This window comes from Cronobacter universalis NCTC 9529, assembly GCF_001277175.1.
Lineage (GTDB): Bacteria > Pseudomonadota > Gammaproteobacteria > Enterobacterales > Enterobacteriaceae > Cronobacter > Cronobacter universalis.
The window spans coordinates 2,985,249-3,011,576 of sequence record NZ_CP012257.1; the positions used below are offsets into that span (position 1 = coordinate 2,985,249).

Below are 26,328 nucleotides of genomic sequence, written 5' to 3' on the forward strand. Positions count from 1 at the left end.
GACCAGCGTCCCTGCCGGTCTGTTGTGTTTTACTTCAAAGAGCCTTTCAAAAACTGCTGCAGACGCGGGCTTTGCGGGTTGTTAAAGAGCGCGTCCGGCGGCCCTTCTTCTTCGATTTTGCCCTGATGCAGGAAAATCACATGCGAGGAAACGTGGCGGGCAAACTCCATTTCATGCGTGACCACGACCATCGTTTTGCCCTCTTCGGCGAGCTTCTGCATGATGCGCAGAACTTCGCCCACCAGTTCAGGGTCCAGCGCGGAGGTCGGTTCGTCGAACAGCAAGACATCCGGCTCCATCGCCAGCGCGCGGGCAATCGACACGCGCTGCTGCTGACCGCCGGAGAGATGCACCGGGTATTTGCCCTGCGCGCGCTCATCAATGCCCACTTTGGCGAGGTATTTCACCGCCCGCTCGCGCGCATCCTGTTTGCTTAAGCCCAGCACCTGAACCGGCGCTTCCATGACGTTCTCCAGCACCGTCATGTGGCTCCACAGGTTAAAGTGCTGAAACACCATCGTCAGGCGCGTGCGCAGAAGGCGCAGCTGGTTTTTGTCCGCCACCTTAAGCTGGCCGTCTTTATCGCGCACCAGCGTGATGTTCTGGTTATTCACCACGATAGTGCCTTCGCTGGGCTTTTCCAGAAAGTTAATGCAGCGCAGGAAGGTGCTCTTGCCGGAGCCGGAAGAGCCGATAATGCTGATGACATCACCGGCGTTCGCCTTCAGCGATACCCCTTTGAGCACTTCATGTTCGCCGTAGCGCTTGTGCAGATCGGTAACGTTTAATTTATTTTCAGACATGCGTAGCCACTCAGTGCGTTGAAGCCGGTTTCAGGTGCCGCAGCCAGCGCTTTTCCGCCTTGCGGAACAGGCTTATCAGCACATAAGAGATTATCAGGTACAGCACCGCCGCGATGCCAAACGCCGTAAACGGCTGGTAGGTGGCGGCGTTAATATCGCGGGCGATCTTCAGCAGATCCGGGACGGTCGCAGTAAACGCCAGCGCCGTGGAGTGCAGCATCAGGATCACCTCATTGCTGTAGGCGGGCAGCGCGATGCGCAGCGCCGACGGCAGAATAATGCAGCGGTACATTTTAAAGCGTGAGAAGCCATAAGCGCGCGCCGCCTCGATTTCGCCATGCGGCACGGCGCGAATGGCGCCCGCGAAGATCTCGGTGGTGTACGCGCAGGTGTTGAGCGTCAGCGCCAGCACGGTACAGTTGAGGCCGCTGCGGAAAAACTCATTGAGTAACTGGGTGCCTTTCACCACTTCCAGCGTGTACATGCCGGAGTAGAAGACCAGCAGTTGCACATAGAGCGGCGTGCCGCGAAAAATATAAGTAAACAGCCAGATGGGGAACCAGACCAGCTTATTTTCCGAAACACGCCCAATGGCGAGAAAGAGCGCCAGCACGCCGCCCATCACCACCGAGGCGATAAGCAGCCAGAGCGTAATGGCCACCCCCGTAAAGCGGTAGCCGTCGGTCCACAGCAGGGATTTCCAGTACTCCTGAATAATCTCGATCACAGGTCAGCCCTCTTCACGCCCACGGTATAGCGGCGCTCAAGCAGCAGCAGAACGCCGTTGGAGAGCGTGGTAAACACCAGATAAATCAGCCCGCAGACAATCGCGAAGTAAAACGGCTGCCAGGTGCTTTTGCCGGCAAGCTGCGTCGCCTTCACGACATCCTCCAGCCCCAGCAGCGACACCAGCGCGGTAGCTTTTAAAATCACCTGCCAGTTATTGCCGATGCCCGGCAACGCGTAGCGCATCATCGAGGGAAACAGAATCCGGCGGAAGGTTTGGGAGCCGGTAAAACCAAACGCGGTCGCCGCTTCGATATGGCCTTTCGGCACGGCGAGGTAGGCGCCGCGGAAGGTTTCGGTGAAATAGGCGCCGTAGATAAACCCCAGCGTAATAATGCCCGCGATCATCGGGTCGATATCAAACTGGCTGAATCCCAGCGCGTCGGTAAGGCTGTTGAGCGCAATCTGCAACCCGTAAAAAATCAGCAGCATCAGGACGAGATCGGGCACGCCGCGAATCAGCGTCGTATACGCTTCAAAAATCAGCGCCAGCGGGCGGTTGCGTGAGAGCTTCGCCCCCGCGCCGACCAGACCAATCGCCACCGAGAGGACAACGGCGCTGAGCGCCAGCTCCAGGGTGACGAGCGCGCCCTGGAGTATTACCTGTGAAAACCCATACAGCATGGTGACTTATCCTGTACTCAGCGTGCGCACGGCCCATCGGCGCCCCGCGGGGCGCCGTGCAAACGCGTGCGGATTAATCGCCGTAGACGTTGAATTCAAAATACTTTTTGGCGAGCTTCTCGTAGGTGCCGTCGGCGCGCATGTCGGCAAACGCCTTGTTCAGCGCCTCGCGCAGTTCGTTATCCTCTTTACGAATGCCCATGCCGGTGCCGACGCCAAAGAGTTTTTCATCTTTGATAGACGGGCCGCCGAACTGATAGCCCTTGCCCACCGGCTGCTTCAGAAAGCCTTCGCTGGCGGCCACTTCATCCTGAAACGCGGCGTCGATACGGCCCGCGGTCAGGTCGGAATAGATATTGTCCTGCCCCTGGTAAGAGACGATTTCCACGCCTTTCGGCGCCCAGTGCACGTTGCCGTAGGTTTCCTGGGTGGTGCCCTGCAATACGCCCACGCGTTTGCCCTTCAGCGATTCCAGCGTCGGCTGGATGGGCGATCCTTTCGCTACCACCAGGCGCGAATCCGCCGCATAGAGTTTGTCGGTAAAGGCAATCTCCTGCTGGCGCTTTTCGGTGATCGACAGCGACGACATAATCGCGTCGATTTTCTTCGCTTTCAGGGAGGGGATCAGCGCGTCGAGCGGCTGTTCAATGAACGAACATTGCGTCTGGATGCGTTTGCACAGCTCTTTGGCCAGATCGATGTCGAAACCGATCAGTTCGCCCTGCGCGTTTTTCGATTCAAACGGCGCATAGGTGGGGTCGGTGCCGATACGTAAGTGCTGCGGAATTGCTGCGAAAGCCCCAGAAATGCTGGACAGCGCCAGCCCCAGAGAAAGTGCTAACAGCCTTTTTTTCATAACTATCCTCATCAGACGCGCATATTTAAATGTCAGGCGGAAAAACTGCACTTATCGTGCCATCACTGCCGCCTCGTAATCAAAACTTTATGCGTCCTGAGATAGATTTATTTTCATTCTTCGTGCGTAGAAATGCGCTTACGCCCTTTTCTGGTGCATAAGACGCACCAGATTGCGTCACGCCAGCCAGTCACGCACTATTATGGTGACCGGCTGGCGAACGCGTTACAGACGGTCAGTCGCCGTAGACGTTAAAGTCGAAATATTTCTTCGCCATTTTGTCGTATGTGCCGTCTTTGCGGATCTCGCCGAGCGCTTTGTCGAACGCGGCTTTCAGCTCCGCGTCATCTTTGCGCAGACCAACGCCTGTACCGTCGCCGAAGTAGTTTTTGTCTTTCACCGACGGGCCGGCAAAGGCGTAATCTTTGCCGGCAGGCTGTTTGAGGAAGCCTTCGCTGGCGGCCACTTCATCCTGCAGCGCCGCGTCCAGACGACCCGCAGAGAGATCGGAGTAGATCAAATCCTGGTTCTGGTACGCCACCACGTCGACGCCCTTCCCGCGCCATTTTTCATTGGCGTAGGCTTCCTGCGTGGAGCCCTGGAGCACGCCCACATGTTTGCCTTTCAGCGATTCAATGGTCGGCTGAATGGTCGCGCCTTTGGCGGCGATCAGGCGGGAGTCTGCGGCGTAAAGCTTGTCAGAGAAGGCAATCTCTTTCTGACGCTTTTCGGTAATAGAGAGCGAAGAGATAATCGCGTCGATTTTTTTCGCTTTCAGCGACGGGATCAGCGAATCGAAATCGCTGCCGACCCAGGTACATTTCACCTGCATGCGTTTACACATCTCGTTGCCGAGATCGATATCAAATCCGACAAAATCGCCTTTGGCGTCTTTTGAGGAGAACGGCGCGTAGGTGGCATCCGTACCGATGCGCACCGTCTGGGGGAGCGCGGCGAAAACGCTGGCGCTGGTGGAAAGGCCAAGCAGTAAGGAGAACGCGAGCACCTTCTTCTTCATACATTACCCTCAAGTTTTCTGTTTTATTATCTGTTGCGTTGTGTGTTGCAACCGGACGTTGCACTTCCCATGCCAGCTTTACGTACCCGAATACGCCGCCATGATTTGTTAAAAAATGGTTGCAATGAAGTTGTGTGAATGAAAGATAGCACTCCGCGCAGCAGACGCTGAGCGTGAAATCGCGAAAGGCGGGATTAAATGTCGAGGATATGATCGCGCTTGCAGAATTGCCCCACAATGAGGCATCGCGCTGCGCTTTGCCTCATGGCGGCGCGCGTTACGCGCCTGGCCAGCGGGTGAAGAGATCGGCGGGAAGCGTGATATCAAGCTGATCGAGCGCGCGGTTTACCGTCTGGTTAATCACGTCATCCAGCGTCTGCGGGCGATGATAAAACGCGGGCATCGGCGGCATGATAATCGCCCCGAGCTCGGCGGCCTGCGTCATCAGACGTAAATGGCCGAGATGCAGCGGCGTTTCGCGCACGCACAGTACCAGCCTGCGACGCTCTTTTAACACCACATCCGCCGCGCGGGTCAACAACCCGTCGGTATAGCTGTTCACGATGCCGGAGAGCGTTTTAATCGAACACGGCAGGATAATCATCCCGTCGGTTTTAAACGAGCCGGAAGAAACGCTGGCGGCGATATCGCGCGCGTCGTGGTTCACATCGGCCAGCGCCTGAACATCGCGCACGCTCATATCGGTTTCCAGCGAAAGCGTCTGGCGCGCCGCCTGGCTCATGATGAGATGCGCTTCCACATCCGGCACCGCCTGTAGCGTCTGCAACAGGCGAATGCCGTAAATCGCGCCGCTGGCGCCAGAGATGCCGACAATGATTTTTTTCATGGAGTTATCTGGAAAAGGAGCACTGAGCGAGACTTTGCCGCAAGACGCGGCGAGATGCAAACGGGGATTGCGCCCCTCGCGTTGCGCAAGGGGCGACGGCACGGGGAAAGATTAACCTTCGTTGTGCATCTCTAAGTTTTCGACTTCGTTCTGGCGCATGACCGCTTTGGCGTCGTCGTTACGCAGGGATTCGAGATATTCCAGGTACTGGTGATCGACATCTTTGGTAACGTACACGCCGTTAAAGACCGAGCATTCGAACTGCTGAATATCCGGGTTCTCGGCGCGCACGGCTTCGATGAGATCGTCGAGATCCTGGAAAATCAGGCCGTCAGCGCCGATGATTTGGCGGATTTCGTCCACTTCACGGCCGTGGGCGATAAGCTCGTTGGCGCTCGGCATGTCGATACCGTAGACGTTCGGGAAGCGAATTTCCGGCGCGGCGGAGGCCAGATAGACCTTCTTCGCGCCCGCCTCGCGGGCCATCTCGATAATCTGCTCGGACGTGGTGCCGCGCACGATGGAGTCATCAACCAGCAGTACGTTTTTATCGCGGAACTCGGCGCGGTTGGCGTTCAGTTTGCGGCGCACCGACTTACGGCGCAGGTGCTGGCCCGGCATGATAAAGGTACGGCCGACGTAGCGGTTTTTCACAAAGCCCTGACGGTAGGGTTTGTTAAGAATGCGCGCGATTTCAAGGGCGATATCGCAGGAAGTTTCCGGAATAGGGATCACCACGTCGATATCCAGGTCTTCCCATTCGCGGGCGATTTTCTCGCCGAGCTTTTTACCCATCTCAACGCGGGCGCTGTAGACGGAAATCTTGTCGATAAAGGAGTCCGGGCGCGCGAAGTAAACATACTCAAACAGGCACGGGTTGCTAACCGGATTGTCGGCGCACTGGCGCGTAAAGAGCTGGCCTTTCTCGCTGATGTACACCGCTTCGCCAGGGGCGACATCGCGCAGGAATTCAAAGCCCAGCGTATCGAGCGCCACGCTCTCGGACGCCACCATGTACTCGGCGCGGCCGTTACCGGCGTCGCGTTTGCCAAGCACCAGCGGGCGGATGCCGTTAGGATCGCGGAACGCCACCATGCCGTGGCCGATAATCATCGCCACGCACGCGTAAGCGCCGCGGATCAGGCGGTTCATCGCCGCGATGGCCGCGAAAATGTTGTCCGCTTCCAGCGGGTAGTGACGGAAGTTATCCAGCTCGCTGGCGAAAATGTTGAGCAGGATTTCAGAATCTGAGGTGGTGTTGATATGACGGCGCTTCTCTTCAAAGAGCATTTTGCGCAGTTCATGGGCGTTCGTCAGGTTGCCGTTATGGGCAAGCGTAATACCGTAAGGCGAGTTCACATAGAACGGCTGGGCTTCGGAGGCGCTGGAGCTGCCTGCCGTCGGGTAGCGCACATGGCCGATACCCATGTTGCCCTGCAGACGCTGCATGTGGCGGGCTTCGAATACATCATTCACCAGGCCGTTCGCTTTACGCAGACGGAAGCAATTATTCGCATCGATGGTGATGATGCCTGCGGCATCCTGCCCGCGGTGCTGAAGCACCGTTAACGCGTCATAAATCGACTGGTTGACCGGCATAACACCGGCGATCCCGACAATACCGCACATGTTGTCTTTTCCTCAATTCAAAGACCGCCCCCGGCACGATTACCGGGGCAGGAAACTTGACGAGCTTTGCAGATAGTCAAAGAACCATCTGATGATGAAACTGAACTGCGGGATGAGCTGCGACTTTTGCCAGTCCTCGCTTTTGGACAGGCCCGTGAAGGTATCAAGAAAGAACAGAATGGCGGCGACAATCAGCACGCCTCGCAAGGCGCCGAAACAGATCCCCAACACCCTGTCTGTACCCGACAGGCCGGTTTTCTCCACCAGCGCGCCAATCACATAGTTGACTATCGCACCGACGATAAGCGTCGCGATAAACAGCACCGCGATAGCAATCCCATTACGTACCAGTTCGTCTTCAAAGCCGGTGAACCAGACTGCCAGGTAAGTGTAGTAATGACTGGCGACAAAGAAAGCGCAGCCCCAGGTGACCAGCGACAGCGCCTCTCTCACGAACCCGCGGATGAGGCTGACCAGGCACGAGAAACCCACTACTGCAATGATGGCGTAATCTATCCAGACCATGAATGTGTCCCACGATAAAACGCCCTGACATCCGGTTCGGGGCGCATTCTAACAGAAAAAGAAAACGTTTGCGTAGGGATTTCCTTTCCACGCGTTAATAAAAAATGGCGTTGAAAAAATCTTCAACGCCATCCGTCCGTTACGCCCGCGGGCAGAAAAAGAGAGCCTGCAGCGGGCCGTCTGTGGCGCGATGCGGTTTCTCGGCGCGCCTGAGCATCAGGCGCCGGACCGCTTAATTCACGCTGTAATTCATTATCACGCCGTTCAGCCCCGACAGGCTGTTCAGCTCGCCAAGCGACGATTTTAACTTATCCTTCGACGCTTCCGGCCCTACCAGAATGCGGGTGATTTTTCCCTGCACCGGCGTGGACGGCGACGTATACGCCCGGTAACCCGCCGAGCGCAGTTTGCCGACGATTTCGTTGACTTTATCGGCGTTTTTCAGCGCGCCGAGCTGCACGACATACGCCTTGCCTGCCGGCGGCGTTTGCGGTTTCTCCGGCGGCGCGGTTTTCGAAGGCGCAGGCGCTTCGGCCTCGCTCACCATCGCGAGCTGCTCATCGGTTTTATCGCGCTGCGGTTTGCTCTGGGGCTTATCGGCAGTCCGTGTTTTCGCAGGCTCTGTCGCTTTCGGCTTCGCAGGCGTCACGGGCACTTCATCAAGATCCGCGCCGGTATCGGCAGGCAGCCGCGTGGTATCGATGGAAGAGGCCGCCGCGTTACCGGCCCTCACCTCTTCCGCGGCGCCTTCCGGCGGCTGAGACGGCAGCGCCTGCGTCGCGGCAGGCAGCATATCCGGCTCGTCGCGATCGCCAGGCTTCGGCACCAGCGGGATCGCCGCGAACTCATCCTGATAATGTTTTTTCTGGCCGTCCAGCAGCCCTGGCAGCACGATAACCCCCAGCGCCACCAGCACGATTGTGCCGACTAATCGGTTCTGAAACTTACTCGCCACCTCGTCTCCCCGCGTCCATCTCTTCCATTACCTGTGCGACGGTATGAAACGACCCGCATACCAGCACCGTATCGGCGGGCTGCGCGTCGGCCAGCGCCGCGCGCCAGGCCTGCGCCACGCTATCAAAGACAGCGCTGGCCTGCAGATGTTCCGCAAGCTCTTCGGCGCGGGCGCCGCGCGGCCCGTCCAGAGGGGCACAATACCAGCTATCCACGACCCTCTCCAGACAGGCGAGCGTTCCGGCGATATCTTTATCATGCAGCATGCCGATAACCGCCAGCACCCGCCCGGCGGATGGCGACTGCGCGAGCCGCTGCGCCAGATAGCCCGCCGCGTGCGGATTATGGGCCACATCCAGAATGATGCGCGGGGCCTCGCTCACAATCTGGAAACGCCCCGGCAGCGTGGCGCGCGCGATGCCGTCGCGGCAAGCCTGCTCGCTGACCGCAAGGCCGCTTGCGCGAAGCGCGGCGAGCGCCGTCGCCGCGTTAGGCTGCGGCACCTGCGGCAGCGGAAGATGAGTTAGCTCGCCATTGTCGTCGCTGAAGCGCCAGCCGTCGCGTTCCGTCTCATAGCGCCAGGCGTCGTTCACACACAGCAGCCGCGCGCCCTTCTCCTGCGCCACCTGCGCGATGGTGTGCGGCATATCCGTCTCGCCCACCACCGCCGGTTTGCCCGCACGGAAAATACCGGCTTTCTCCCGCCCAATGCTTTCGCGATCCGGCCCCAGCCAGTCGGTGTGATCGAGCGCGATGCTGGTGATGACCGCCACATCGCAATCCACCAGGTTGGTGGCGTCCAGCCGCCCGCCGAGCCCCACTTCGAGGATAACGACATCCAGCTGCGCCTGCTTAAAGAGCCACAGCGCGGACAGCGTGCCGTATTCAAAGTATGTGAGAGAGGTTTCACCACGCGCGGCTTCTATCTCCGCAAACGCGGCGGTGTGCTGGCTTTCGGCAAGCTCCTCACCCTGCACGCGCACGCGCTCGGTGTAGCGCACCAGGTGCGGCGAACTGTAGACGCCGACGCGATAGCCCGCCGCCATCAGCACCGCTTCGAGCGTGCGGCAGGTGGTGCCTTTGCCGTTAGTGCCCGCGACGGTGAAAACGAACGGCGCGGGTTTTACCACATCAAGCAATGCCGCCACGCGTGAGACGCGCTCAAGGCCCATGTCGATGGTCTTACCGTGCAGGTTTTCCAGATAAGAAAGCCACGTGGCCAGAGGCGACGTGGCTTGGGGAAGGTGTTGCTTTTCCATGATGCCCGTATCCTGGTTACGGTTCATAAACAAGAAGGGCAGCGCCTTATGGCCCTGCCCTTCATGACTATCAGGCCTCTTGATCCTGCTCCGGCACCGGCGGCACCACCACCGCTTCACGCGGCGCGTCCGGGCTTGGCGCCGGGAGGTTCATCAGCTTCGCCAGAATGCTGGCAAGCTTGAGGCGCAGCTCCGGGCGACGCACGATCATATCGATAGCGCCTTTTTCGATGAGGAACTCACTGCGCTGGAAGCCAGCCGGGAGTTTTTCACGTACGGTCTGCTCGATAACGCGCGGGCCGGCGAAGCCGATCAGCGCTTTCGGCTCGGCGATGTTGAGATCGCCAAGCATCGCGAAGCTCGCGGAAACGCCGCCCATGGTCGGGTCGGTCAGCACGGAGATGTACGGCAGACCACGCTCCTGCATTTTCGCAAGCGCCGCGGAGGTTTTCGCCATCTGCATCAGCGACATCAGCGCTTCCTGCATACGCGCGCCGCCGGAGGCGGAGAAGCAGATAAGCGGGCAGTTGTCTTCCAGCGCCTGCTCAACCGCACGCACGAAACGCGCGCCCACCACGGAACCCATGGAGCCGCCCATAAAGGCGAACTCAAACGCCGCCGCGACGACCGGCATACCGTGCAGGGTGCCTTTCATCACCACCAGCGCGTCTTTCTCGCCGGTTTCTTTCTGGGCGGTAGCCAGACGATCCTTGTATTTTTTGGAATCACGGAACTTCAGCACATCTTTCGGCTCAAGCTCACTGCCCAGTTCCACCAGCGACCCTTCGTCTAACAGGCTGTGCAGACGGTCGCGCGCCGCCATGCGCATGTGGTGATCGCATTTCGGGCAAACCTCAAGGTTACGCTCCAGTTCGGCGCGGTAGAGTACCTGGCCGCAGCTGTCGCACTTGGTCCACACCCCTTCCGGGATGTTTGCCCTGCGAGTGGGAGTAATATTGCTTTTATTGAGAATTCGTTCAATCCAGCTCATTGATAACCTTTCTGCCTGAACCTGGTCGATGCCAGTTTTTCTGTGGGGGCGCATAATGCCATTATTGCCTTCCACAGACCATAAATGGTGCTCATTAAACCATAACGGCCCGCGACTTTGGATAAAAAAGTGGTCGAACCGCCAGAGGGCTTATTTTGTCTGGCGCGCCGCGGCGCGTTTGTGACGCACCACTTCATACACGCCCGGCAATACCGAGAAGACAATAATGGCGACGATCAGCAACTTCAGATTGTCCTGAATAAACGGCATCGCGCCGAAGAAGTAGCCTGCGTAAGTAAACAGCAGAACCCACAACAGCGCGCCCACGACGTTAAACAGGGCAAAATGACGATAGGACATATGCCCCATCCCGGCGACGAACGGCGCGAAGGTGCGCACGATCGGCACGAAACGGGCAAGGATAATCGTTTTGCCGCCGTGACGCTCATAAAACGCGTGCGTTTTATCAAGATAGCTCTGCCGGAAGATTTTTGAATCCGGGTTGCTGAACAGCCGCGCGCCAAAGAGTCGGCCTATAGTGTAGTTCACCGCGTCGCCGAGGATCGCGGCGATGACCATTAAAAGCGCCATCAGGTGAACGTTGAGATCGTTGGACGGCAGCGATGAGATAGCGCCCGCCACAAACAGCAGCGAATCGCCAGGCAGAAACGGCGTCACGACCAGGCCCGTTTCGCAGAACAGGATCAGGAACAGGATGGCGTATACCCAAATCCCATACTGCGCCACCAGCTCCGCCAGATGCACGTCGATATGTAAAATAAAATCAATCAGAAAGCGAATAATGTCCATACTGGTTCTTCTTCCCCGACTGCCTTCAGTCAGCTAAAAAAAGTGGGCCCATCGGCGGCTTTGGAAGCTCGAACTGCGCCGGATAATCCACCGACACCAGATACAGCCCTTCCGCTTTCGCCGTCGCTGCCGCGAGCGTTCTGTCCTTAGCCGCCAGCAGTTCTGCCATCCAGCTCTCCGGCTGGTTACCGCAGCCTATCTCCATCAGGCTGCCAACGATATTGCGCACCATATGATGCACAAAGGCGTTTGCCTTGATATCCACCACAATGTACGCCCCGAAGCGCTCAACGTTGATATGCATCAGGTTGCGCCAGGGCGTGCGGGACTGGCACTGTACCGCGCGAAACGAGGTAAAATCGTTCTCGCCGATAAGGCACTGCGCCGCCCGGTGCATACGCTGTGCGTCCAGCGGCAGGTGGTAATGCGTCACCCCCTGCGAGAGCACCGCCGGCCGCAAACGGTGATTATAGATAACGTAGCGGTAACGGCGGGCCGTGGCGCTGAACCGGGCGTGGAACTCCGCGGGCACATCTTTCACCCAGCGCACCGCGATGTCACCAGGTAAATTCGCATTTACGCCCAGCGTCCAGGCGGCGTCCTTGCGGACAGCGGTCGTTTCGAAGTGCACCACCTGGCCGGTGGCGTGCACGCCCGCGTCGGTACGGCCCGCGCAGAAGACGTTAACCGGCTCGTTCGCCACCTGCGAGAGCGCCTTCTCAAGCTTCTCCTGGACGCTGCGCACTTCCTGCTGGCGCTGCCAGCCGTAATATTTACTGCCGTCGTACTCAATGCCGAGCGCGATTTTCCTCACCGGCTTTTCCAGACTTTCCGACATCAGTACACATACTCCTGCAGCAGTTTCTCCGCCGTTTTCACCGCCATCAGCGCGCCGCCGAAGCGCACGTTATCGGCGACCGACCAGAACTGGATCTGCTCCGGCATGCCGTAGTCGTTACGCACGCAGCCGATAGAAAGATGCACGCTGCCTGAGGCGTCGCCCACCTGCGTCGGATAGTCGTTCTCTTCAGAGAGCGCAATATCCTGATCGCGCTCCAGCGCGTCGCGGGCCTCTTCCGCCGCGAGCGGGCGCAGCGCTTCGAAATTCACCATCTGGGCATGGCCGTAAAACACCGGCGCCTGCACGCTGGTGACGGAAATCATCAAGCCCTCGTCCTGCAACACCTTGCGGACTTCATCCACCAGACGACGATCCTGGCGCACGCTGCCTTCGCGATCCGGCAGCAGCGGCAGCATGTTGAACGCCAGCTGGCGGCCAAAGTGATCGTCTTCATCGACCGGCATCCCGTTCAGCAGACGCGCGCTCTGGCCCGCCAGCGCGTCCACCGCCGTTTTGCCCTGCGCGGAAACGGACAACAGGTTCGTCACCTGAATGCGCGACAGCCCGCCCGCTTCCATCAGCGGACGCAGCGCCGTCAGAAGCTGGCTGGTCAGGCTGTCGGCCACCGCCACTACGTTGCGGTTGCGGTAATCCGCCAGCACATACGGGTTCACATCCGGCACCACCAGCGGCACGTCCGGCTCCAGCGCGAACAGGCCGCTGGAATCAATAACCAGACAACCGGCGTTGGTGGCGTCATCCACGTAGCGCGCGCTGGCTTCCCGGCCTGCGACGAAAAAGGCGAGCTGCGCCTGGGTCCAGTCGAACGCGTCGGCGTCCTGCACCTGCACGCTTTTACCGTTGAAACGCAGCGTTTCGCCCGCGCTTTCGTTGCGCGCCAGCGCATAGATTTCACCCACCGGGAACTGACGCTCGGCGAGTTGCTCAAGCAGGGCCTCTCCCACGGCGCCCGTCGCGCCCAGTATGGCGATATTCCAGCCTTCAGACATGGTGGTTTTACTCCAGAAAATAAAAATGCCTTCCCCGCCCGTTGTGCGGGGAATAAGAGAATCAGCGATTAACGGATCGGATGATGGGTCGCGTTAAAACCCAGCTTTTGCAGCAGCGCGGCGGCGGCCTCGTCATCGCACTGTACATATAGCGACGACCATTCGCGGCGCTCCTGGTAATTTTTGCGAAGCTTATCAAATTCGCCCGGAATGCCCGCCACGCGGCGAAGCGGCGCGTCGTCGCGGCGCACATCATACACCAGATGCACCAGCCGTTTCAGCGTCGCCTGATCGAGCGGCCCCTGAAGCGTAATGCGGCCAAACTCCGGCGGCGGCAACAGCGTGGCCAGCGCCACCTGCTGCGGCGCGCCGAGGAACTGACTGTATGCCTCAAACACCTGCGTGGTGCCGCGCGCTTTGCCTTCAAGCGTATAGCCCGCGATGTGCGCGGTGCCGATATCAACGCGTTTTAAAAGCTCGACGTTCAGCGCAGGCTCCGGCTCCCAGACGTCCAGCACGACGCTGAGCGGCTGCCCCGCCTCAAGGCGCGCCAGCAGCGCGGCGTTATCGACCACCGGACCGCGGCAGGCGTTAATCAGAATAGCCCCGGGCTTCAGGCGCGCGATCAGCGCCTCGTCGGCCAGATGCAGCGTTTTGTACGGCCCGTCTTTAAAGAGCGGCGTGTGGAACGTGAGAATGTCTGCCTCGCGCACCAGTTCGTCAAGCGGGCGGAAATCGCCGCTGTCGCCGCGCGGCGGATCGCACAGCAGCGTACGTATGCCTAATGCTTCCAGGCGCGCCTGTAAACGAGAGCCGACGTTGCCCACCCCGACGATCCCGACGGTGCGGTCAGTCAGTGCAAAACCGTCGCGCTCGGCAAGCATCAGCAGCGCGGAAAAGACATATTCCACCACCGCAATCGCGTTGCAGCCGGGCGCGGCGGAAAACGCGACGCCCGCCTCGCGTAAATAGTCTTCATCAACGTGGTCGGTGCCCGCCGTGGCGGTGCCGACAAACCGGATGTTTTTGCCGTCCAGCAAATCGCGATTCACCTGGGTGACCGAGCGCACCATCAGGGCGTCGGCGTCGTTCAGTTCCGCCTGCGGGATCGGGCGGCCCGGCACGGCCTGCACCTCGCCAAGACGGCTGAACAGCTCGCGTGCGTAAGGCATATTTTCATCAACGAGGATTTTCACGTTTCTCTACCTGTTTATGTGCGGGAGATAGCCGTTAAGTGTGCCATAATCTCGCCGCCAGGCATACTTAACAGCGTGGTTAGTTTCGCGGCACCGTCCGGTCAGGTTAAGGATTATTGATGATGCAACCCATTCATGGCGCCACGCCCCGCCCGGCGGGGGAGCCTCCCACATCGCCCCACTCCGCAGGCGAGCAGCCGCTTTCCACCCAGCAGCGCACGGTGCTTGAGCGGCTTATCACCAGGCTTGTGGCGCTGACCCAGCAGCAAAGCGCCGAAGTCTGGGCCGGCATGAAGCACGATCTGGGCGTAAAGAGCGATGCGCCGCTACTCTCGCGCCACTTCCCCGCGGCCGAACAGAATCTTAACCAGCGGCTCGGCCAGGCGCAGCAGACGCATACTCAGCGTCAGGTATTGTCGCAGCTGACGGAGCTTCTGAACGTCGGCAACAATCGCCAGGCGGTGAGCGATTATATTCGCCAGCAGTTCGGTCATACCGCGCTGAACCAGCTTTCCGGCGAGCAGCTGAAAAGCGTGCTGACGCTGCTGCAAAACGCGCAGCTGAATATCCCCCAGCCGCAGCAGCGCCCGGCGACCGACCGCCCGATGCAGCCTGCGGAGCACAATACGCTCAACCAGCAGGTGACGAAGCTTGCGGCGGCCACCGGCGAATCGCCGAAGCTTATCTGGCAGTCGATGCTGGAGCTTTCTGGTGTGAAAAGCGGCGAGCTGATCCCGGCGAAGCATTTCGCGGCGCTCTCCACCTGGCTTGTCGCGCGCCAGACGCTTGCCGACCAGCCCGCGCCGACGTTGCACAGCATTCAGGCCGCGCTGCGCCAGCCGCTGGAATCGCGCGAATGGCAGGAGATCAGCGACTACGCGCAGCAGCGCTTCCAGGCGACGCCGCAAACGGTGCTGACCACCGCGCAGGTGCAGGATATTCTCAATCAGGTATTTATTCGTCGCTCGGAAGGGTCGCCGGAAACGCTTGAAGTGCGCCATATTCAGCCTATCTACAGCCCGCTTATCGCGTTTTTCACCCAGCCGGTGAAGCAGATTTCCGCCAAACCTGGCCTTGCGATGTTCCTGCTGGTGCTGGTTATCCTTCTGCTCTGGCTGGTTATCTGACAGACAGCAAAAAGGCGTCTTGCGACGCCTTTTCTTTATACTGCAATCCCCGTATCAGAAACTTAACGACACGCCGGCCATCACGCTGCGGTTGCTGTTGCGCCCGTCGCTGGTCTCCTGCTCGCCCGTCAGATTCAGGTTCAGCGCCGGATTGACCTGCCAGCCCAGCGATACCGCGCTGGTCAGCGTTTTCTCGGGCGCCGTCACGCCGTGGAGCGGCACCGGCTGATCCACGCCGGTAAAGCTCGCCTGGTAGTGGCCTTCATCCTGACTTAACGCGCGTTGCAGGTGGGTCTGGAAGCTCAGATCCAGCCGCCCGTGCGTTTGCAGATCGAACGCATAAGCCGCGCGCAGCCCCGCGCCCGCCTGCCAGCGCGTGGTGGTCTGGCTGTCGGCGCGCAGGCCGAAACCCGATGCGCTTTTCTCGCTAAAGGCGTCCTGCTTCAGCGTGATGTACTGCGTATCGATAAACGGCGTCACTTCCAGACCGTCCACGTTAAAGCGATAGCCAGTCTCGCTGCCAAGCGACATCCAGCTGCCGCTCTGGCGGCTGCTGACGCGCTCGGAGCTGCTGCCGAGCCACAGCATACGTTTCTGCTGGCCGTCGTAATAACCGGACGCCAGGCGACCCGTCAGGTAGTAACCGCCGTAGATTTTGCCGCCGTAAAGCGCGGCTTCGCTGAGGCTGCCGGTATTGCGTTCGCCGCCGCTGCTCAGCGCGCTGAACGTGTCGGTGCGCGAGAGCGAGGTGCCGATAAACGTGTGCTCATCGATAAACCGGTCCTGGCCGGTCACCCACCCTTTCATGGAGTAACTTACCGGCGAAAACCCGTTGCGCCCAAGGCTGCCGTTCCAGGAGAGCGTATCGCTCCAGCTGCGGCTTTGCGGCGCGTCCAGCAGGGCGGTGATGTGATTCGCGCTGCTGCGCTGATTCACGTTGATAGCCTGCCAGGTGAGCGCCGCCGTCGCCGCCGGAAGCTGGCCGGAGAGGCTCTCCAGCGCCGCGCGGGCGGACTGATTGTTCGGGATGCGCTGTAATTCGCCAGCCGCCGAAGCAAACGAGCTGGCGCGTACCGTCACGCCGCTCGCCACCTGCTTATCGAGCTGTCTGAACGCCTGCTCAAGACGCGCGGCGCCGGAGAGCGTGGCCGCTGACGCGCTGGCGACCCTGGTTTGCGTAACCTGTAAACGTTTGATGTTAAGCCACGCCTGCTTCGTGCTGTAACCGAGCGACCCGGTCAGGAACACGCCCGCCGATTGTGTAAAGCGGCTAAACCGGCCTGACAGCGCGCCAGCGTTGACGAGAGGCTGACGCGCCTGGGTCACGTAGCCTGCCGGCACGCCCAGCAGATGCAGATTCCCCGCAAGCGTCGCGCGCCCCGCCACATCCAGCGTCGAGCCGAGCATAAACGCCAGGCTGCCGGTGGTACGCTGCGTGTAGTTGCGCATAAACCGCGTTTTACCGTCGCGCAGCAATACATAACCGCTGTTATCGACATTGCCTCTGACGGTGCGCACATCCAGCGTGCCCGCGCGGCCAATCGTCACCGCGGAGGCCAGGCTTTTCGCCGACGACAGCGTGCCGCCCAACACCTGCGTTGCGCCGGTGTAGCTGGCGTCCTGCGTCAACACCAGCTTGCCGGTGCCGCTTTTGATTAATCCGCCGCTGCCGCTGATGGCGTTGCTCCAGGTGGAGGTGTAGCTGTTAAACGCCACGCTCACGGTACCCCAGTTAAATTTGGCCGGGCCGTTGATCGCTTTCGCCGCATTCAGCAGGCCATAACCGAACACCGCGTCAACGCCGGGCGCGCCGATGTCGGTCGCGGTGCCGAGCACGGTCTGGCGAACCAGATCGTTGGTGAAATAGGGGTACTTCTGCCAGACCATCGCCGCCACGCCGGAGACCTGGGGGGCGGCGAATGACGTGCCGCTCACCAGGCGCAGCACCGGTTTGCCGGTGCTGTCGGTCGACTGTACGTAAACGCTGCCAGGCGCCGCCAGACAGCTGTTTTTCATGACGCCGCAACGGTTGGCGTAGCTTGCGATATAGCCCGGATTAAAGGTGTCGACCGCCGTGGCGACCAGCCAGCCTTTATCCAGCCCTGAAGCGGGCGCCAGTGACGGCAGTTTCGCGACCCCTATCGGGTTCGCCGCGCCGTCGTTGCCGCTCGCAAACACAATGATCCCGTTGTACGACGAGACAAACGGCTTCCAGGCGCTCACGAAATAGTTGGTCGTGGCGGTACTGGCCGGGTTCCAGTCGGGGATACCCCAGGAGTTGTTAATGATCTTCGCGCCCGCGCGCGCCAGATCGTAGTTGATCTGCCCGAAGTTCAGGCTCTGGCGGGTATTGGCGACATCAGGAATGATACGCGCGCTGATAAGCGTCGCGCCCGTCGCGGTGCCGCCGGTAAACAGAGCGGTCTTACGGCCCGCAAGCGTCTGGGCGACCATCGTACCGTGGCCGCGGACGTCGCCGACGCTCAGGTTGTTAGTTTTCGGATCGACATAGTTCAGGGTGCCCTTCACCACGCCCTGCAGGGCCGGATGCGTGGTCAGAATACCGGTATCCGCCACGCCGACTTTAACGCCCGCGCCGTTGATACCCGCCGCGCGCGCGGTGGACGCGCTGGTGATAAACAGCGGTCGGTTAAAGTTAGTTCGCGTGACGACATCCGCCGCTGTCACAGAAGGCACATATGTGAAGACGTCATCGGCATCCTTCTTTACGCTGGCGGAGGCTGCCCCTGAACATGACAGGATAAGGAGTGAAATCACTCTCCCTTTGGTTAATAAAGTCCCTTTACCCAGAGATACGTCTGTGGGCATGGTTGGTTTCCCCGGCTGGCAAGGCCTCGTAAGAGGCAAACAACTTTTCCCTGAATTCCGCAAAACTGATTTCGGATTTCTTTTATGCTGTATCCTTCACTCTTATCTTTTTGAAAAGTCTAAGAATGGCATGATGTAATATGTGTTTCTGATATAAGGCGCCGTCGTTGCGAATCAAACGGCCGCCTGGATATATAGAGATATATCGACAAAAATCGCCGAGACTTTAAGGGAAAGCATTCCAGAGACAGTTTTGTTTAAATAAATTATATTTTTCAAACTGTTAATTAATCGCGAAATACAATTTATCTTACTTAAGTGAAATTAAACTTTCTTCGGATAATAGTAAGTGCGGGTAAAATAAAGGCTTTTTCACCCTCATCCTCATCAGCAATAGCTGATGTTAAAAACTATTAAAACAAGAGGTTATTCTTAACATAAATTTTATGTATGACGCCGCGGCGGCAAGGAGATTATCCGGAAGGTTTCAGATAAGGAAACGCGGGGAAGTAAAACGCGGAGAATAAACATAAAAAAAGGAGCCTTTCGGCTCCATTTCTTTTAAAGAGACATTACGCCTGGTATTTACGCATTACCAGCGTGGCGTTGGTGCCGCCAAAACCAAAGCTGTTGGACATAACCGTGGTCAGCTCACGCTCAACCGGCGCGGTGATGATATTCATGCCGTTCGCCTGCTCGTCCAGCTCGTCAATGTTGATGCTCGGCGCGATAAAGCCGTGCTCCAGCATCAGCAGCGAGTAGATCGCTTCCTGAACGCCTGCGGCGCCCAGCGAGTGGCCGGTCATCGCTTTGGTCGCGGAAATAGCCGGCGTGTTGTCGCCGAACACTTCGCGGATAGCGCCCAGCTCTTTCACGTCGCCAACCGGCGTAGACGTGCCGTGGGAGTTCAGATAGTCAATCGGCGTATCCACGCCATGCATCGCCATCTTCATGCAGCGCACCGCGCCTTCGCCAGACGGCGCGACCATGTCGGCGCCATCGGACGTTGCGCCGTAGCCGACGATTTCTGCGTAGATGTGCGCGCCGCGCGCCAGCGCGTGCTCCAGCTCTTCGACCACGACCATACCGCCGCCGCCTGCGATAACGAAGCCGTCACGGCTCGCGTCATAGGTACGGGACGCTTTTTCCGGGGTCTCGTTGTATTTTGTGGAGAGCGCGCCCATCGCGTCGAACTCACACGCCATTTCCCAGCCCAGCTCTTCACCGCCGCCAGCGAACACGATGTCCTGTTTGCCAAGCTGGATCTGCTCAACCGCGTTGCCGATGCAGTGCGCGGAAGTCGCGCAAGCGGAGCTGATAGAGTAGTTAACGCCGTGGATTTTGAATGGGGTCGCGAGGCAGGCGGAAACCGCAGAGGCCATCGCTTTGGTGACCACGTAAGGGCCGACCGCTTTCAGGCCGCGCGGGCTGCGCATCGCGTCAGCGCCGAACACCTGAGCTTTGGACGAACCGCCGGAGCCGGCGACGATACCGACGCGCGGGTTATTCTGATACACCTCGTCGGGCAGACCAGCGTCTTTGATAGCTTCCTGCATGGAGAGGTAAGCATAAATAGAAGCGTCGTTCATGAAGCGCACCACTTTACGGTCAATCAGACCGGTGGTGTCCAGCTTCACGTTGCCCCAGACGTGGCTACGCATACCTGCGTCGAGAAATTCTTGAGAGAAAGTGATCCCCGAGCGTCCTTCACGCAGGGATGCCAGGACTTCCTGCTGGTTATTACCGATGCTGGAAACGATGCCCAGGCCAGTAATTACTGCACGTTTCATTCAATACCTCTTCGAGTACGCTAAGTAAGTGTCGTGTCGCAAGATAGCGTACAGTTGTACGCCGAACAAGTCCGATCAGCCATATTGGCAAGAAATTTGCGATGTCCGACCGGGCTCGCTAAGATCGTGCGACTGCCTGTCATTCGAGCAATTTACGTGAAACCTATCGCCATACAGCCCGCCAGCCTGACGTTTAATAATGAGGGTACACCTGTTTCCCGAGATTTTGATGACGTTTATTTTTCCAATGACGACGGTCTGGAAGAGACCCGCTACGTCTTTCTGAACGGCAATCAGCTCCCTGAACGCTTTATGACACACCCGCGTGACAGCTTTATTGTCGCCGAAAGCGGGTTTGGCACCGGGCTGAATTTTCTGACGCTCTGGCAGGCGTTCGCGGCGTTTCGCGACGCGCACCCGAACGCCGCGCTGCAACGCCTGCATTTTATCAGTTTTGAAAAATTCCCCCTGACGCCAGCCGATCTTGCCAGCGCGCACGCCCATTGGCCGGAGCTCGCGCCCTGGGCGCAACAGCTCCAGGCGCAGTGGCCGATGGCGCTGCCGGGCTGTCAGCGAGTGCTGCTGGATGACGGACGCGTCACGCTCGATCTCTGGCTGGGCGATATCAATGAACTGGTCGACACGCTGGATGACACGCACAACCGCCAGGTGGACGCCTGGTTTCTGGATGGTTTCGCGCCGTCGAAAAACCCGGAGATGTGGACGCCCGGCCTGTTCGCCGCGATGGCGCGCCTCGCCCGCCCCGGCGGTACGCTCGCGACATTCACCTCAGCAGGCTTTGTGCGCCGCGGGCTGATTGACGCTGGTTTTAACGTGGCGAAGCGCAAGGGGTTCGGGCGCAAGCGCGAAATGCTGACGGGCGCGCTGAGCCTTGACGCGCCGCCGCCCGCCCGCGTCCCCTGGTATGCGCGTCGTCCGGCGAGCGGTGATAAAGACGTGGCGATTATCGGCGGCGGTATCGCCAGCGCCCTGCTCGCGCTCGCCTTACAGAGGCGTGGCTGGCAGGCGACGCTCTACTGCGAAGATGACGCCCCGGCGCAGGGGGCCTCGGGCAACCGCCAGGGCGCGCTCTATCCTTTATTAAGCCACCATGACGCCGCGCTGGCCGCCTTCTTCCCGGCGGCGTTTACCTTTGCCCGCCGGCTCTATGACGCGCTGCCGGTCAGTTTCGATAAAGACTGGTGCGGCGTGACGCAGCTTGGCTGGGATGAAAAAAGCCGGACCAAAATCAGCCAGATGCTGGAGCCCGGCCTGCCGGACGCGCTGGCGCGCGGCGTTGACGCGCGAGAAGTGCGCGAACGCTGCGGCGTGGAGACCGGCTGCGGCGGCATTGAATATCCGCAGGGCGGCTGGCTCTGCCCGGCGCAACTGACCGCGGGGGTGCTGGAACTTGCGCAGGCGCACGGCCTGCGGATCCATTACGGGCACAGGGTCAGCGCGCTGCACCCGGAAAACGGGGGCTGGCGGCTCGATTTCGCCAGCGGCGCGCAGGCGCGTCACGCCGCCGTGGCGCTGGCGAACGGCCATCAGCTCAGCGGCTTTGCGCAAACCGAAACGCTGCCGGTCTACCCGGTCGGCGGCCAGGTGAGCCATATTCCCACCACGCCGGGCCTCGGCGCGCTGCGCCAGGTGCTCTGTTATGACGGCTACCTGACGCCGCAAAACCCGGCGAACGGCATGCACTGCATCGGCGCCAGCTATCATCGCGGTGTCAGCGAGATGCGCTATCAGGAAGAAGACCAGCAGCACAACCGCCAGCGGCTGATTGACTGTCTGCCTGCGGCCACCTGGGCGCAGGAGGTGGACGTGAGCGCGGGCGACGCGCGGTGCGGCGTGCGCTGCGCCACGCGCGATCATCTGCCGATGGTTGGCAATGCGCCGGATCACGCCGCGACGCTTCGTGATTACGCCACGCTCTCTCATTACGCCGGTACGCCGGAAACGGTCGCGCCCGCGCCGGTGCTGGAGAATCTCTTTGTGCTGGGGGCGCTCGGCTCGCGCGGATTATGCAGCGCGCCGCTGGCCGCGGAGATTTTAGCCTCGCAGATGAACGGCGAGCCGCTGCCGCTTGATGGCGCGACGCTCGCGGCGCTGAACCCAAACCGCCTGTGGGTACGTAAGCTGCTGAAAGGCCGCGCGGCGGGTTAATCCTGTTGCGGCGCGCCCTGACGCGCCGCAATGGCTGATACACTCTTCTGATATTTCTGAAAAATCATTTCACTAAAGCTTGATCCAGGTTAATAAAGCCCTCTGTGGAAACGCCGGGCCGTGCCGTTAATAGTGTTTACCGTTCCGGTAATGACCATGGCCCGCTAACAATGAATAATCTTAAATTTTCTCAAAAGATAATAATGAGCCTTTCCATTATTCTGGCGTTAATGCTCGTAATGGGAGCTTTATCACTTTATTTTCTCAGCAATAATAATAAGAGCGCCTCGTTTATTCTGACCGAGCGCTTTCCAGCCGTCCGGTATACGCTTGAAATGCGTGGCGTTTTATCGGAGCTGCGGCTCCAGCAGGTGCAGATGATCGCCTCCTCTACGGCCGCGGAGCGGGAAAAACATCAAAAAGAGCTTCAGCAGGCGATTAATAATTTCCTTGATGCGCAAAATCATTATGTCCATTTATATCAGGGCGAGGCGCTGCCGCCGCTCGCCATTAAAATCGTCGATAATTTTAACGCGTTTTCGCAATCCAATAATCAGGTGCTGGCGGCATTAGCGCGGGAAGATATTACGCTTGCCAGTAAAATCAGCGGCGATAACTCGCGCCAGTACCGCACACAACTGATGGCGGACCTGGCGGTGCTTGAGAAAAACGAAATCGCCGCGGCGGACGCCGAGGCGAAAAGCGCGGCGCAGGGGTATTCCTCCGCGACCTGGATACAAATTATCCTCGGCATGGTGGCGCTTGCGGCAAGCGGCGTCATTGCGGCCGTGCTTACCCGCAACCTGATGCGCCAGCTCGGCGGCGAGCCCGCCAAAGCGCAGGCGATCGCGTATACCATTTCACAGGGCGATTTAAGCCACCCGGTCACCTGGCGCGGCGACAATAACCTGCTGAGCTCGCTCGGCACCATGCAAAACGAACTGCGCAAGCTTATCGCCGCCATTCGCCAGTCGGCGGAAATGGTGCTCAGCCATGCGGGAGAAATCGCCTCCGGCAACCGCGAGCTCTCCGCCCGCACCGAGCAGCAATCCGCCGCGCTTATCGAAACCGCAGCCAGCATGGAGCAGATCACCTCCACCGTAAAAAATAACGCTGAGCATACGCATCAGGCGCGGCTGATGGCGGGTAATGCCGCTTCCAGCGCTCAACAAGGCGGCGTGGTGATGAGTCAGGTTTCCGGCACCATGCAGGCGATTTCCGCGAGCGCAGACAAAATGACGGAGATAATCGCCCTGATTGAGGGGATCGCGTTTCAGACTAACATCCTCGCGCTTAACGCCGCCGTAGAGGCGGCGCGCGCCGGGGAGCATGGCAAAGGGTTCGCGGTGGTCGCCGGCGAAGTGCGTAACCTCGCCCACCGCAGCTCTGAGGCGGCGAAAGATATCCGCCAGCTGATTGTCGGCACTACCGATAAAGTAGGCGAAGGGGCGACGCTGGTAAGAACGGCGGAAAACGCCATGAACGATATTATCGCCAACGCAACGCGCGTCCACGACCTGCTGAACGAAGTCAACATGGCGACGCAGGAGCAGCAGCGCGGTATCGAGCAGATAAACCTGGCGATTGCGGAGCTGGATAAAGTGACGCAGAGCAACGCTTCTATGGTGGAAGAACTGGCGGGATCGGCGGATGTGATGTCGGATCAGGTGACCCGGCTGAACGCGGGAACGCGGGTCTTTCGGCTGGAAGCGCCGGCGCCATAAAATAAACCCCTGCGTGCCCGGCGGCGCGCAGGGGTTCAGACTCAGTTGAGCTTCGCCTGCTGGAACAGGTTATCCCACATGCCCAGCACCAGCGACTGATCGCGCGGCGAGAGTTCGCCCGCGTGGATCGCGGTTTCGAGACTGTTGGTCACTTGGGTATAGACCGCCTGCGCGGAGTGATCGTCCCCCTGCTCCAGCGCCGCGACGGCGAGCGTCAGGTGCCCGCGCAGATAGCCGCTGGCGAACAGTTCGTCATCGCTCGCGTGCTCCACCATCTCATCAATCAGCGCCAGAATACGTGCTTCAAATTCGGCAATCATTCGTTTTCCTCGGTTAATAACATGGCGATTAGCACAAGTCTTCCGGCCATGGGAACTGTTGCGCCGCCAGCGGCGGCGTCTGGTAAAAATCCTGTAAGGCCGCGATAAAGCGCGCCGGACGTTCGGGAATGCCGTCGGTCAGATACTGCATCACCTGGCCGTGTACCCGGCGCTGAAACGCGATACGGTCCGGGTCGAAATCGCCGTTAAGGTTGTCGCAGCTGACGTTAAACGGAAAGCCCGCCGCCACGCAGAACAGCCACTCCAGCGCCTGCGGTTTCACTTCCACGTCTTCAAACTGGCTCTGCGTCTGCGCATCGCGCCCGTCCGGGCAGTACCAGTAGCCAAAATCCACCAGCTCGCGTCGCGCTTTCCCCGCGATGCACCAGTGCGAAATCTCATGCAGGGCGCTGGCGTAAAACCCGTGCGCGAAGACCACGCGGTGATAAGGCGCATCGGCATCTGCCGGAAGATAGATCGGTTCGTCGTCGCCTTTAATCAGACGGGTATTAAAATCGCCGGCAAAACAGCCGTCGAAAATAGCAATTAAATCCTGATAGTGGTGTTCACGCATTACGCCATCCCCAGCCAGTGGAGGATCTCCTGTCCGTGGCTGTCATATAACAATTTGGCGCTCATCACCGCCGACACAATAACGATCATCGGGCGGATCAGGCGCTGTCCTTTACTTAATACCAGACGCGAGCCTAAGCGCGCGCCGAGAAACTGTCCGGCGAGCATGACAAAGCCGGTGCCCCAGATAACTTTGCCGCCGATGATAAACAGCAGCAGGCCGCCGACGTTGGAGGTGGCGTTGAGCACCTTGGCGTGGGCGGTGGATTTGGCGAGCCCAAAACCGGCGAGCGTCACAAACGCCAGCGCGTAAAACGAACCTGCGCCGGGGCCGAAAAAGCCGTCGTAAAAGCCGACGCAGCCGCCCGCCACCAGCGCGAACGGCAGGCCATACAGCCTGCGCTGGCGATCGTCTTCGCCAAGGCGCGGCATCAGCAGAAAATAGAGGCCGATAGCGATCACCAGTACCGGCAGGATCTGGCGCAGAATATCGGACTGCACATGCTGCACCAGCAGCGCGCCGCTGGTCGAGCCGATAAACGTCATCAGGATATTGAGCTTCTGGTCACGCAGGCTGACCACGCCGCGGCGGATAAAATAGAGCGACGAGGAGATCGAGCCGCCGCACGCCTGCAGTTTATTGGTCGCCAGCGCCTGGGCAGGCGACATGCCCGCCGCCAGCAGCGCAGGCACGGTCAGAAGCCCGCCCCCGCCCGCCAGGGCATCGATAAAGCCCGCGAGCATCGCGACAAAAAAGAGCGCGGTCAGCAACAGCGGCGAAACCATAAACCAGTCCATCACGGCCATCCTTAGTCGGTGTTAAAGAACGTGTTTGTCGAGCAGTGCCTGACACGACGGCGGCAACGGCGGCGGCGTGGTTTTCTCAGGTTTGCTGCTGCCAGGCGCGGCAGGCTTGAACCAGCTTTGGAGCTCTTCGCCGCAGCCATCCCCCGGCGGCGGCGGATCCTGCTCGACGCACTCCAGGCTGTCCGGCGGGCAACGCAGACGCACATGCATATGGGCGCGATGCTGGAACCACGGGCGCACTTTGCGCAGCCAGTCGCGATCCGGCCCGGCATCCAGGCAGAGCTGCTGTTTGATGGCCGGATTTACGAAAATACGCGTCACTTCATCATCAAGCGCCGCAAGCTTAATCAGCCCGCCGATTTCCGGTTTCCAGAGCGACTGCACCACGGATTTCCCGTCGCCCGATACCAAATCCAGCGCCTGAGGGCGACGCAGCTGCGCCGCGCTCCAGCGCGTTTTCGGCAGTTGCAGGAAAATATCGACATCGAGGCCCGTCTGGTGGCTGGCGTGGCCGCCGTTAAAGCGCCCGCCCGCGGGCATGCCCATATCGCCCACCAGCACGGTGCCGAGCTGCAACTCGCTCACCTGGTTGCTCAGGCGCTCGATAAAGCGCACCAGCTCCGGGTGGCCAAAATAGCGGCGCTGATCGGTTCGCATGATCTGATAGTGATCTGACGCGATCGGCAGCGGCTGCGCGCCGACGATACAGCCATTGGAAAAGGTGCCGATCGACTGGGCGGCGCCCGGGATCGGCTGGGTGATTTTCTGCCACGGCGTGGCGGCGCTTGCCGCGCTGCAGGCAAGCAGCGCCAGCAAGGCAAAGCAGACTTTTTTCATGAC

At 59.7% G+C, this 26,328-nt stretch carries 24 protein-coding genes; 3 read left to right on the plus strand and 21 right to left on the minus strand.

Translation table 11 applies throughout. The features are described 5' to 3' along the window. Positions 1–29 precede the first annotated feature (29 nt). From hisP to pdxB, 15 genes are all read right to left on the minus strand, one after another. The gene (hisP, locus tag AFK65_RS13765) at positions 30–803 is read right to left on the minus strand and encodes a histidine ABC transporter ATP-binding protein HisP (protein WP_004386652.1); all 774 of its coding nucleotides are present in this window, start codon (positions 801–803) and stop codon (positions 30–32) included. A gap of 10 nt (positions 804–813) precedes the next feature. Then, positions 814–1,530: an ABC transporter permease gene (locus tag AFK65_RS13770; protein ID WP_007700042.1), complete on the minus strand. Its 717-nt coding sequence runs from the start codon at positions 1,528–1,530 to the stop codon at positions 814–816. Then, positions 1,527–2,213 carry a histidine ABC transporter permease HisQ gene (locus AFK65_RS13775; RefSeq protein WP_007700044.1) on the minus strand — a complete coding sequence of 229 codons (687 nt, stop codon included), beginning with the start codon at positions 2,211–2,213 and terminating at the stop codon, positions 1,527–1,529. The genes AFK65_RS13770 and AFK65_RS13775 overlap by 4 nt, the downstream gene beginning before the upstream one ends. A gap of 73 nt (positions 2,214–2,286) precedes the next feature. Further along, positions 2,287–3,069, minus strand: a complete 783-nt coding sequence (hisJ, locus tag AFK65_RS13780) for a histidine ABC transporter substrate-binding protein HisJ (protein WP_038856647.1) — start codon at positions 3,067–3,069, stop codon at positions 2,287–2,289. A 235-nt stretch (positions 3,070–3,304) separates the two neighbouring features. After that, positions 3,305–4,087, minus strand: coding sequence for a lysine/arginine/ornithine ABC transporter substrate-binding protein ArgT (argT, locus tag AFK65_RS13785; protein WP_038856646.1), 783 nt, complete (start codon positions 4,085–4,087; stop codon positions 3,305–3,307). Positions 4,088–4,364: 277 nt separating this feature from the next. Continuing rightward, positions 4,365–4,934: a UbiX family flavin prenyltransferase gene (locus tag AFK65_RS13790; RefSeq protein ID WP_007700050.1), complete on the minus strand. Its 570-nt coding sequence runs from the start codon at positions 4,932–4,934 to the stop codon at positions 4,365–4,367. Between the two features lie 111 nt (positions 4,935–5,045). Further along, a complete protein-coding gene (gene purF, locus AFK65_RS13795) occupies positions 5,046–6,563 on the minus strand; it encodes an amidophosphoribosyltransferase (RefSeq protein ID WP_004386646.1) in 1,518 nt (505 codons plus the stop codon). Between the two features lie 39 nt (positions 6,564–6,602). Further along, a complete protein-coding gene (cvpA, locus tag AFK65_RS13800) occupies positions 6,603–7,088 on the minus strand; it encodes a colicin V production protein (protein WP_004386645.1) in 486 nt (161 codons plus the stop codon). A 232-nt stretch (positions 7,089–7,320) separates the two neighbouring features. After that, on the minus strand, positions 7,321–8,043 hold the full coding sequence (dedD, locus tag AFK65_RS13805; protein ID WP_038856645.1) for a cell division protein DedD: 723 nt from the start codon (positions 8,041–8,043) through the stop codon (positions 7,321–7,323). Continuing rightward, positions 8,033–9,301 (minus strand): bifunctional tetrahydrofolate synthase/dihydrofolate synthase, encoded by a 1,269-nt coding sequence (gene folC / locus AFK65_RS13810; RefSeq protein WP_038856692.1) that lies wholly within the window; start codon positions 9,299–9,301, stop codon positions 8,033–8,035. Before folC ends, dedD begins: the two co-directional genes overlap by 11 nt. 70 nt (positions 9,302–9,371) lie before the next feature. Then, entirely contained in the window at positions 9,372–10,292 is a 921-nt protein-coding gene (gene accD, locus AFK65_RS13815; RefSeq protein ID WP_032804787.1) for an acetyl-CoA carboxylase, carboxyltransferase subunit beta, read from the minus strand. A 150-nt stretch (positions 10,293–10,442) separates the two neighbouring features. Further along, positions 10,443–11,102 carry a DedA family protein gene (locus AFK65_RS13820; protein WP_015741953.1) on the minus strand — a complete coding sequence of 220 codons (660 nt, stop codon included), beginning with the start codon at positions 11,100–11,102 and terminating at the stop codon, positions 10,443–10,445. A 25-nt stretch (positions 11,103–11,127) separates the two neighbouring features. Continuing rightward, positions 11,128–11,940: a tRNA pseudouridine(38-40) synthase TruA gene (truA, locus tag AFK65_RS13825; protein ID WP_007700062.1), complete on the minus strand. Its 813-nt coding sequence runs from the start codon at positions 11,938–11,940 to the stop codon at positions 11,128–11,130. Beyond that, positions 11,940–12,953, minus strand: coding sequence for an aspartate-semialdehyde dehydrogenase (locus AFK65_RS13830; protein ID WP_038856643.1), 1,014 nt, complete (start codon positions 12,951–12,953; stop codon positions 11,940–11,942). The genes truA and AFK65_RS13830 overlap by 1 nt, the downstream gene beginning before the upstream one ends. 68 nt (positions 12,954–13,021) lie before the next feature. Then, entirely contained in the window at positions 13,022–14,149 is a 1,128-nt protein-coding gene (gene pdxB / locus AFK65_RS13835; protein ID WP_038856642.1) for a 4-phosphoerythronate dehydrogenase PdxB, read from the minus strand. 119 nt (positions 14,150–14,268) lie between these two features. On the opposite strand from pdxB, the gene flk reads away from it, so the two are divergent. Continuing rightward, positions 14,269–15,276, plus strand: coding sequence for a flagella biosynthesis regulator Flk (gene flk / locus AFK65_RS13840; protein ID WP_172461547.1), 1,008 nt, complete (start codon positions 14,269–14,271; stop codon positions 15,274–15,276). A gap of 54 nt (positions 15,277–15,330) precedes the next feature. Here the strand turns inward: flk and AFK65_RS13845 are convergent, their stop codons facing one another. After that, entirely contained in the window at positions 15,331–17,973 is a 2,643-nt protein-coding gene (locus AFK65_RS13845; RefSeq protein ID WP_236612718.1) for an autotransporter serine protease, read from the minus strand. Positions 17,974–18,677: 704 nt separating this feature from the next. Continuing rightward, positions 18,678–19,895: a beta-ketoacyl-ACP synthase I gene (fabB, locus tag AFK65_RS13850; protein WP_038856638.1), complete on the minus strand. Its 1,218-nt coding sequence runs from the start codon at positions 19,893–19,895 to the stop codon at positions 18,678–18,680. Positions 19,896–20,051: 156 nt separating this feature from the next. Here fabB and mnmC point away from each other — a divergent pair, with 156 nt between their 5' ends. Together mnmC and AFK65_RS13860 are read left to right on the plus strand one after the other, a co-directional pair. Continuing rightward, a complete protein-coding gene (gene mnmC, locus AFK65_RS13855; RefSeq protein WP_038856636.1) occupies positions 20,052–22,064 on the plus strand; it encodes a bifunctional tRNA (5-methylaminomethyl-2-thiouridine)(34)-methyltransferase MnmD/FAD-dependent 5-carboxymethylaminomethyl-2-thiouridine(34) oxidoreductase MnmC in 2,013 nt (670 codons plus the stop codon). 230 nt (positions 22,065–22,294) lie between these two features. Next, entirely contained in the window at positions 22,295–23,788 is a 1,494-nt protein-coding gene (locus AFK65_RS13860; protein ID WP_236692225.1) for a methyl-accepting chemotaxis protein, read from the plus strand. Between the two features lie 41 nt (positions 23,789–23,829). On the opposite strand, the gene AFK65_RS13865 is transcribed toward AFK65_RS13860, so the two are convergent. From AFK65_RS13865 to mepA, 4 genes are read right to left on the minus strand one after another with little or no spacing between them, the layout of a single operon-like run. Further along, positions 23,830–24,108 (minus strand): YfcL family protein, encoded by a 279-nt coding sequence (locus AFK65_RS13865; protein WP_007700093.1) that lies wholly within the window; start codon positions 24,106–24,108, stop codon positions 23,830–23,832. A 28-nt stretch (positions 24,109–24,136) separates the two neighbouring features. Then, the gene (locus tag AFK65_RS13870; protein ID WP_007700096.1) at positions 24,137–24,682 is read right to left on the minus strand and encodes an elongation factor P hydroxylase; all 546 of its coding nucleotides are present in this window, start codon (positions 24,680–24,682) and stop codon (positions 24,137–24,139) included. Beyond that, a complete protein-coding gene (locus tag AFK65_RS13875; RefSeq protein WP_038856632.1) occupies positions 24,682–25,479 on the minus strand; it encodes a sulfite exporter TauE/SafE family protein in 798 nt (265 codons plus the stop codon). Before AFK65_RS13875 ends, AFK65_RS13870 begins: the two co-directional genes overlap by 1 nt. A gap of 21 nt (positions 25,480–25,500) precedes the next feature. Continuing rightward, positions 25,501–26,325, minus strand: coding sequence for a penicillin-insensitive murein endopeptidase (gene mepA, locus AFK65_RS13880; protein ID WP_007700102.1), 825 nt, complete (start codon positions 26,323–26,325; stop codon positions 25,501–25,503). Positions 26,326–26,328 lie beyond the last annotated feature (3 nt).

Coding starts and splice junctions, on each gene's coding strand:
- AFK65_RS13870 (WP_007700096.1), bottom strand. CDS start 24,682: ATGCGTGAACACCACTATCAGGATTTAATTGCTATTTTCGACGGCTGT.
- AFK65_RS13875 (WP_038856632.1), bottom strand. CDS start 25,479: ATGGACTGGTTTATGGTTTCGCCGCTGTTGCTGACCGCGCTCTTTTTT.
- fabB (WP_038856638.1), bottom strand. CDS start 19,895: ATGAAACGTGCAGTAATTACTGGCCTGGGCATCGTTTCCAGCATCGGT.
- cvpA (WP_004386645.1), bottom strand. CDS start 7,088: ATGGTCTGGATAGATTACGCCATCATTGCAGTAGTGGGTTTCTCGTGC.
- accD (WP_032804787.1), bottom strand. CDS start 10,292: ATGAGCTGGATTGAACGAATTCTCAATAAAAGCAATATTACTCCCACT.
- mepA (WP_007700102.1), bottom strand. CDS start 26,325: ATGAAAAAAGTCTGCTTTGCCTTGCTGGCGCTGCTTGCCTGCAGCGCG.
- AFK65_RS13860 (WP_236692225.1), top strand. CDS start 22,295: ATGCTCGTAATGGGAGCTTTATCACTTTATTTTCTCAGCAATAATAAT.
- hisP (WP_004386652.1), bottom strand. CDS start 803: ATGTCTGAAAATAAATTAAACGTTACCGATCTGCACAAGCGCTACGGC.
- AFK65_RS13865 (WP_007700093.1), bottom strand. CDS start 24,108: ATGATTGCCGAATTTGAAGCACGTATTCTGGCGCTGATTGATGAGATG.
- flk (WP_172461547.1), top strand. CDS start 14,269: ATGATGCAACCCATTCATGGCGCCACGCCCCGCCCGGCGGGGGAGCCT.
- purF (WP_004386646.1), bottom strand. CDS start 6,563: ATGTGCGGTATTGTCGGGATCGCCGGTGTTATGCCGGTCAACCAGTCG.
- folC (WP_038856692.1), bottom strand. CDS start 9,301: ATGGAAAAGCAACACCTTCCCCAAGCCACGTCGCCTCTGGCCACGTGG.
- AFK65_RS13775 (WP_007700044.1), bottom strand. CDS start 2,213: ATGCTGTATGGGTTTTCACAGGTAATACTCCAGGGCGCGCTCGTCACC.
- hisJ (WP_038856647.1), bottom strand. CDS start 3,069: ATGAAAAAAAGGCTGTTAGCACTTTCTCTGGGGCTGGCGCTGTCCAGC.
- AFK65_RS13820 (WP_015741953.1), bottom strand. CDS start 11,102: ATGGACATTATTCGCTTTCTGATTGATTTTATTTTACATATCGACGTG.
- AFK65_RS13830 (WP_038856643.1), bottom strand. CDS start 12,953: ATGTCTGAAGGCTGGAATATCGCCATACTGGGCGCGACGGGCGCCGTG.
- argT (WP_038856646.1), bottom strand. CDS start 4,087: ATGAAGAAGAAGGTGCTCGCGTTCTCCTTACTGCTTGGCCTTTCCACC.
- AFK65_RS13790 (WP_007700050.1), bottom strand. CDS start 4,934: ATGAAAAAAATCATTGTCGGCATCTCTGGCGCCAGCGGCGCGATTTAC.
- truA (WP_007700062.1), bottom strand. CDS start 11,940: ATGTCGGAAAGTCTGGAAAAGCCGGTGAGGAAAATCGCGCTCGGCATT.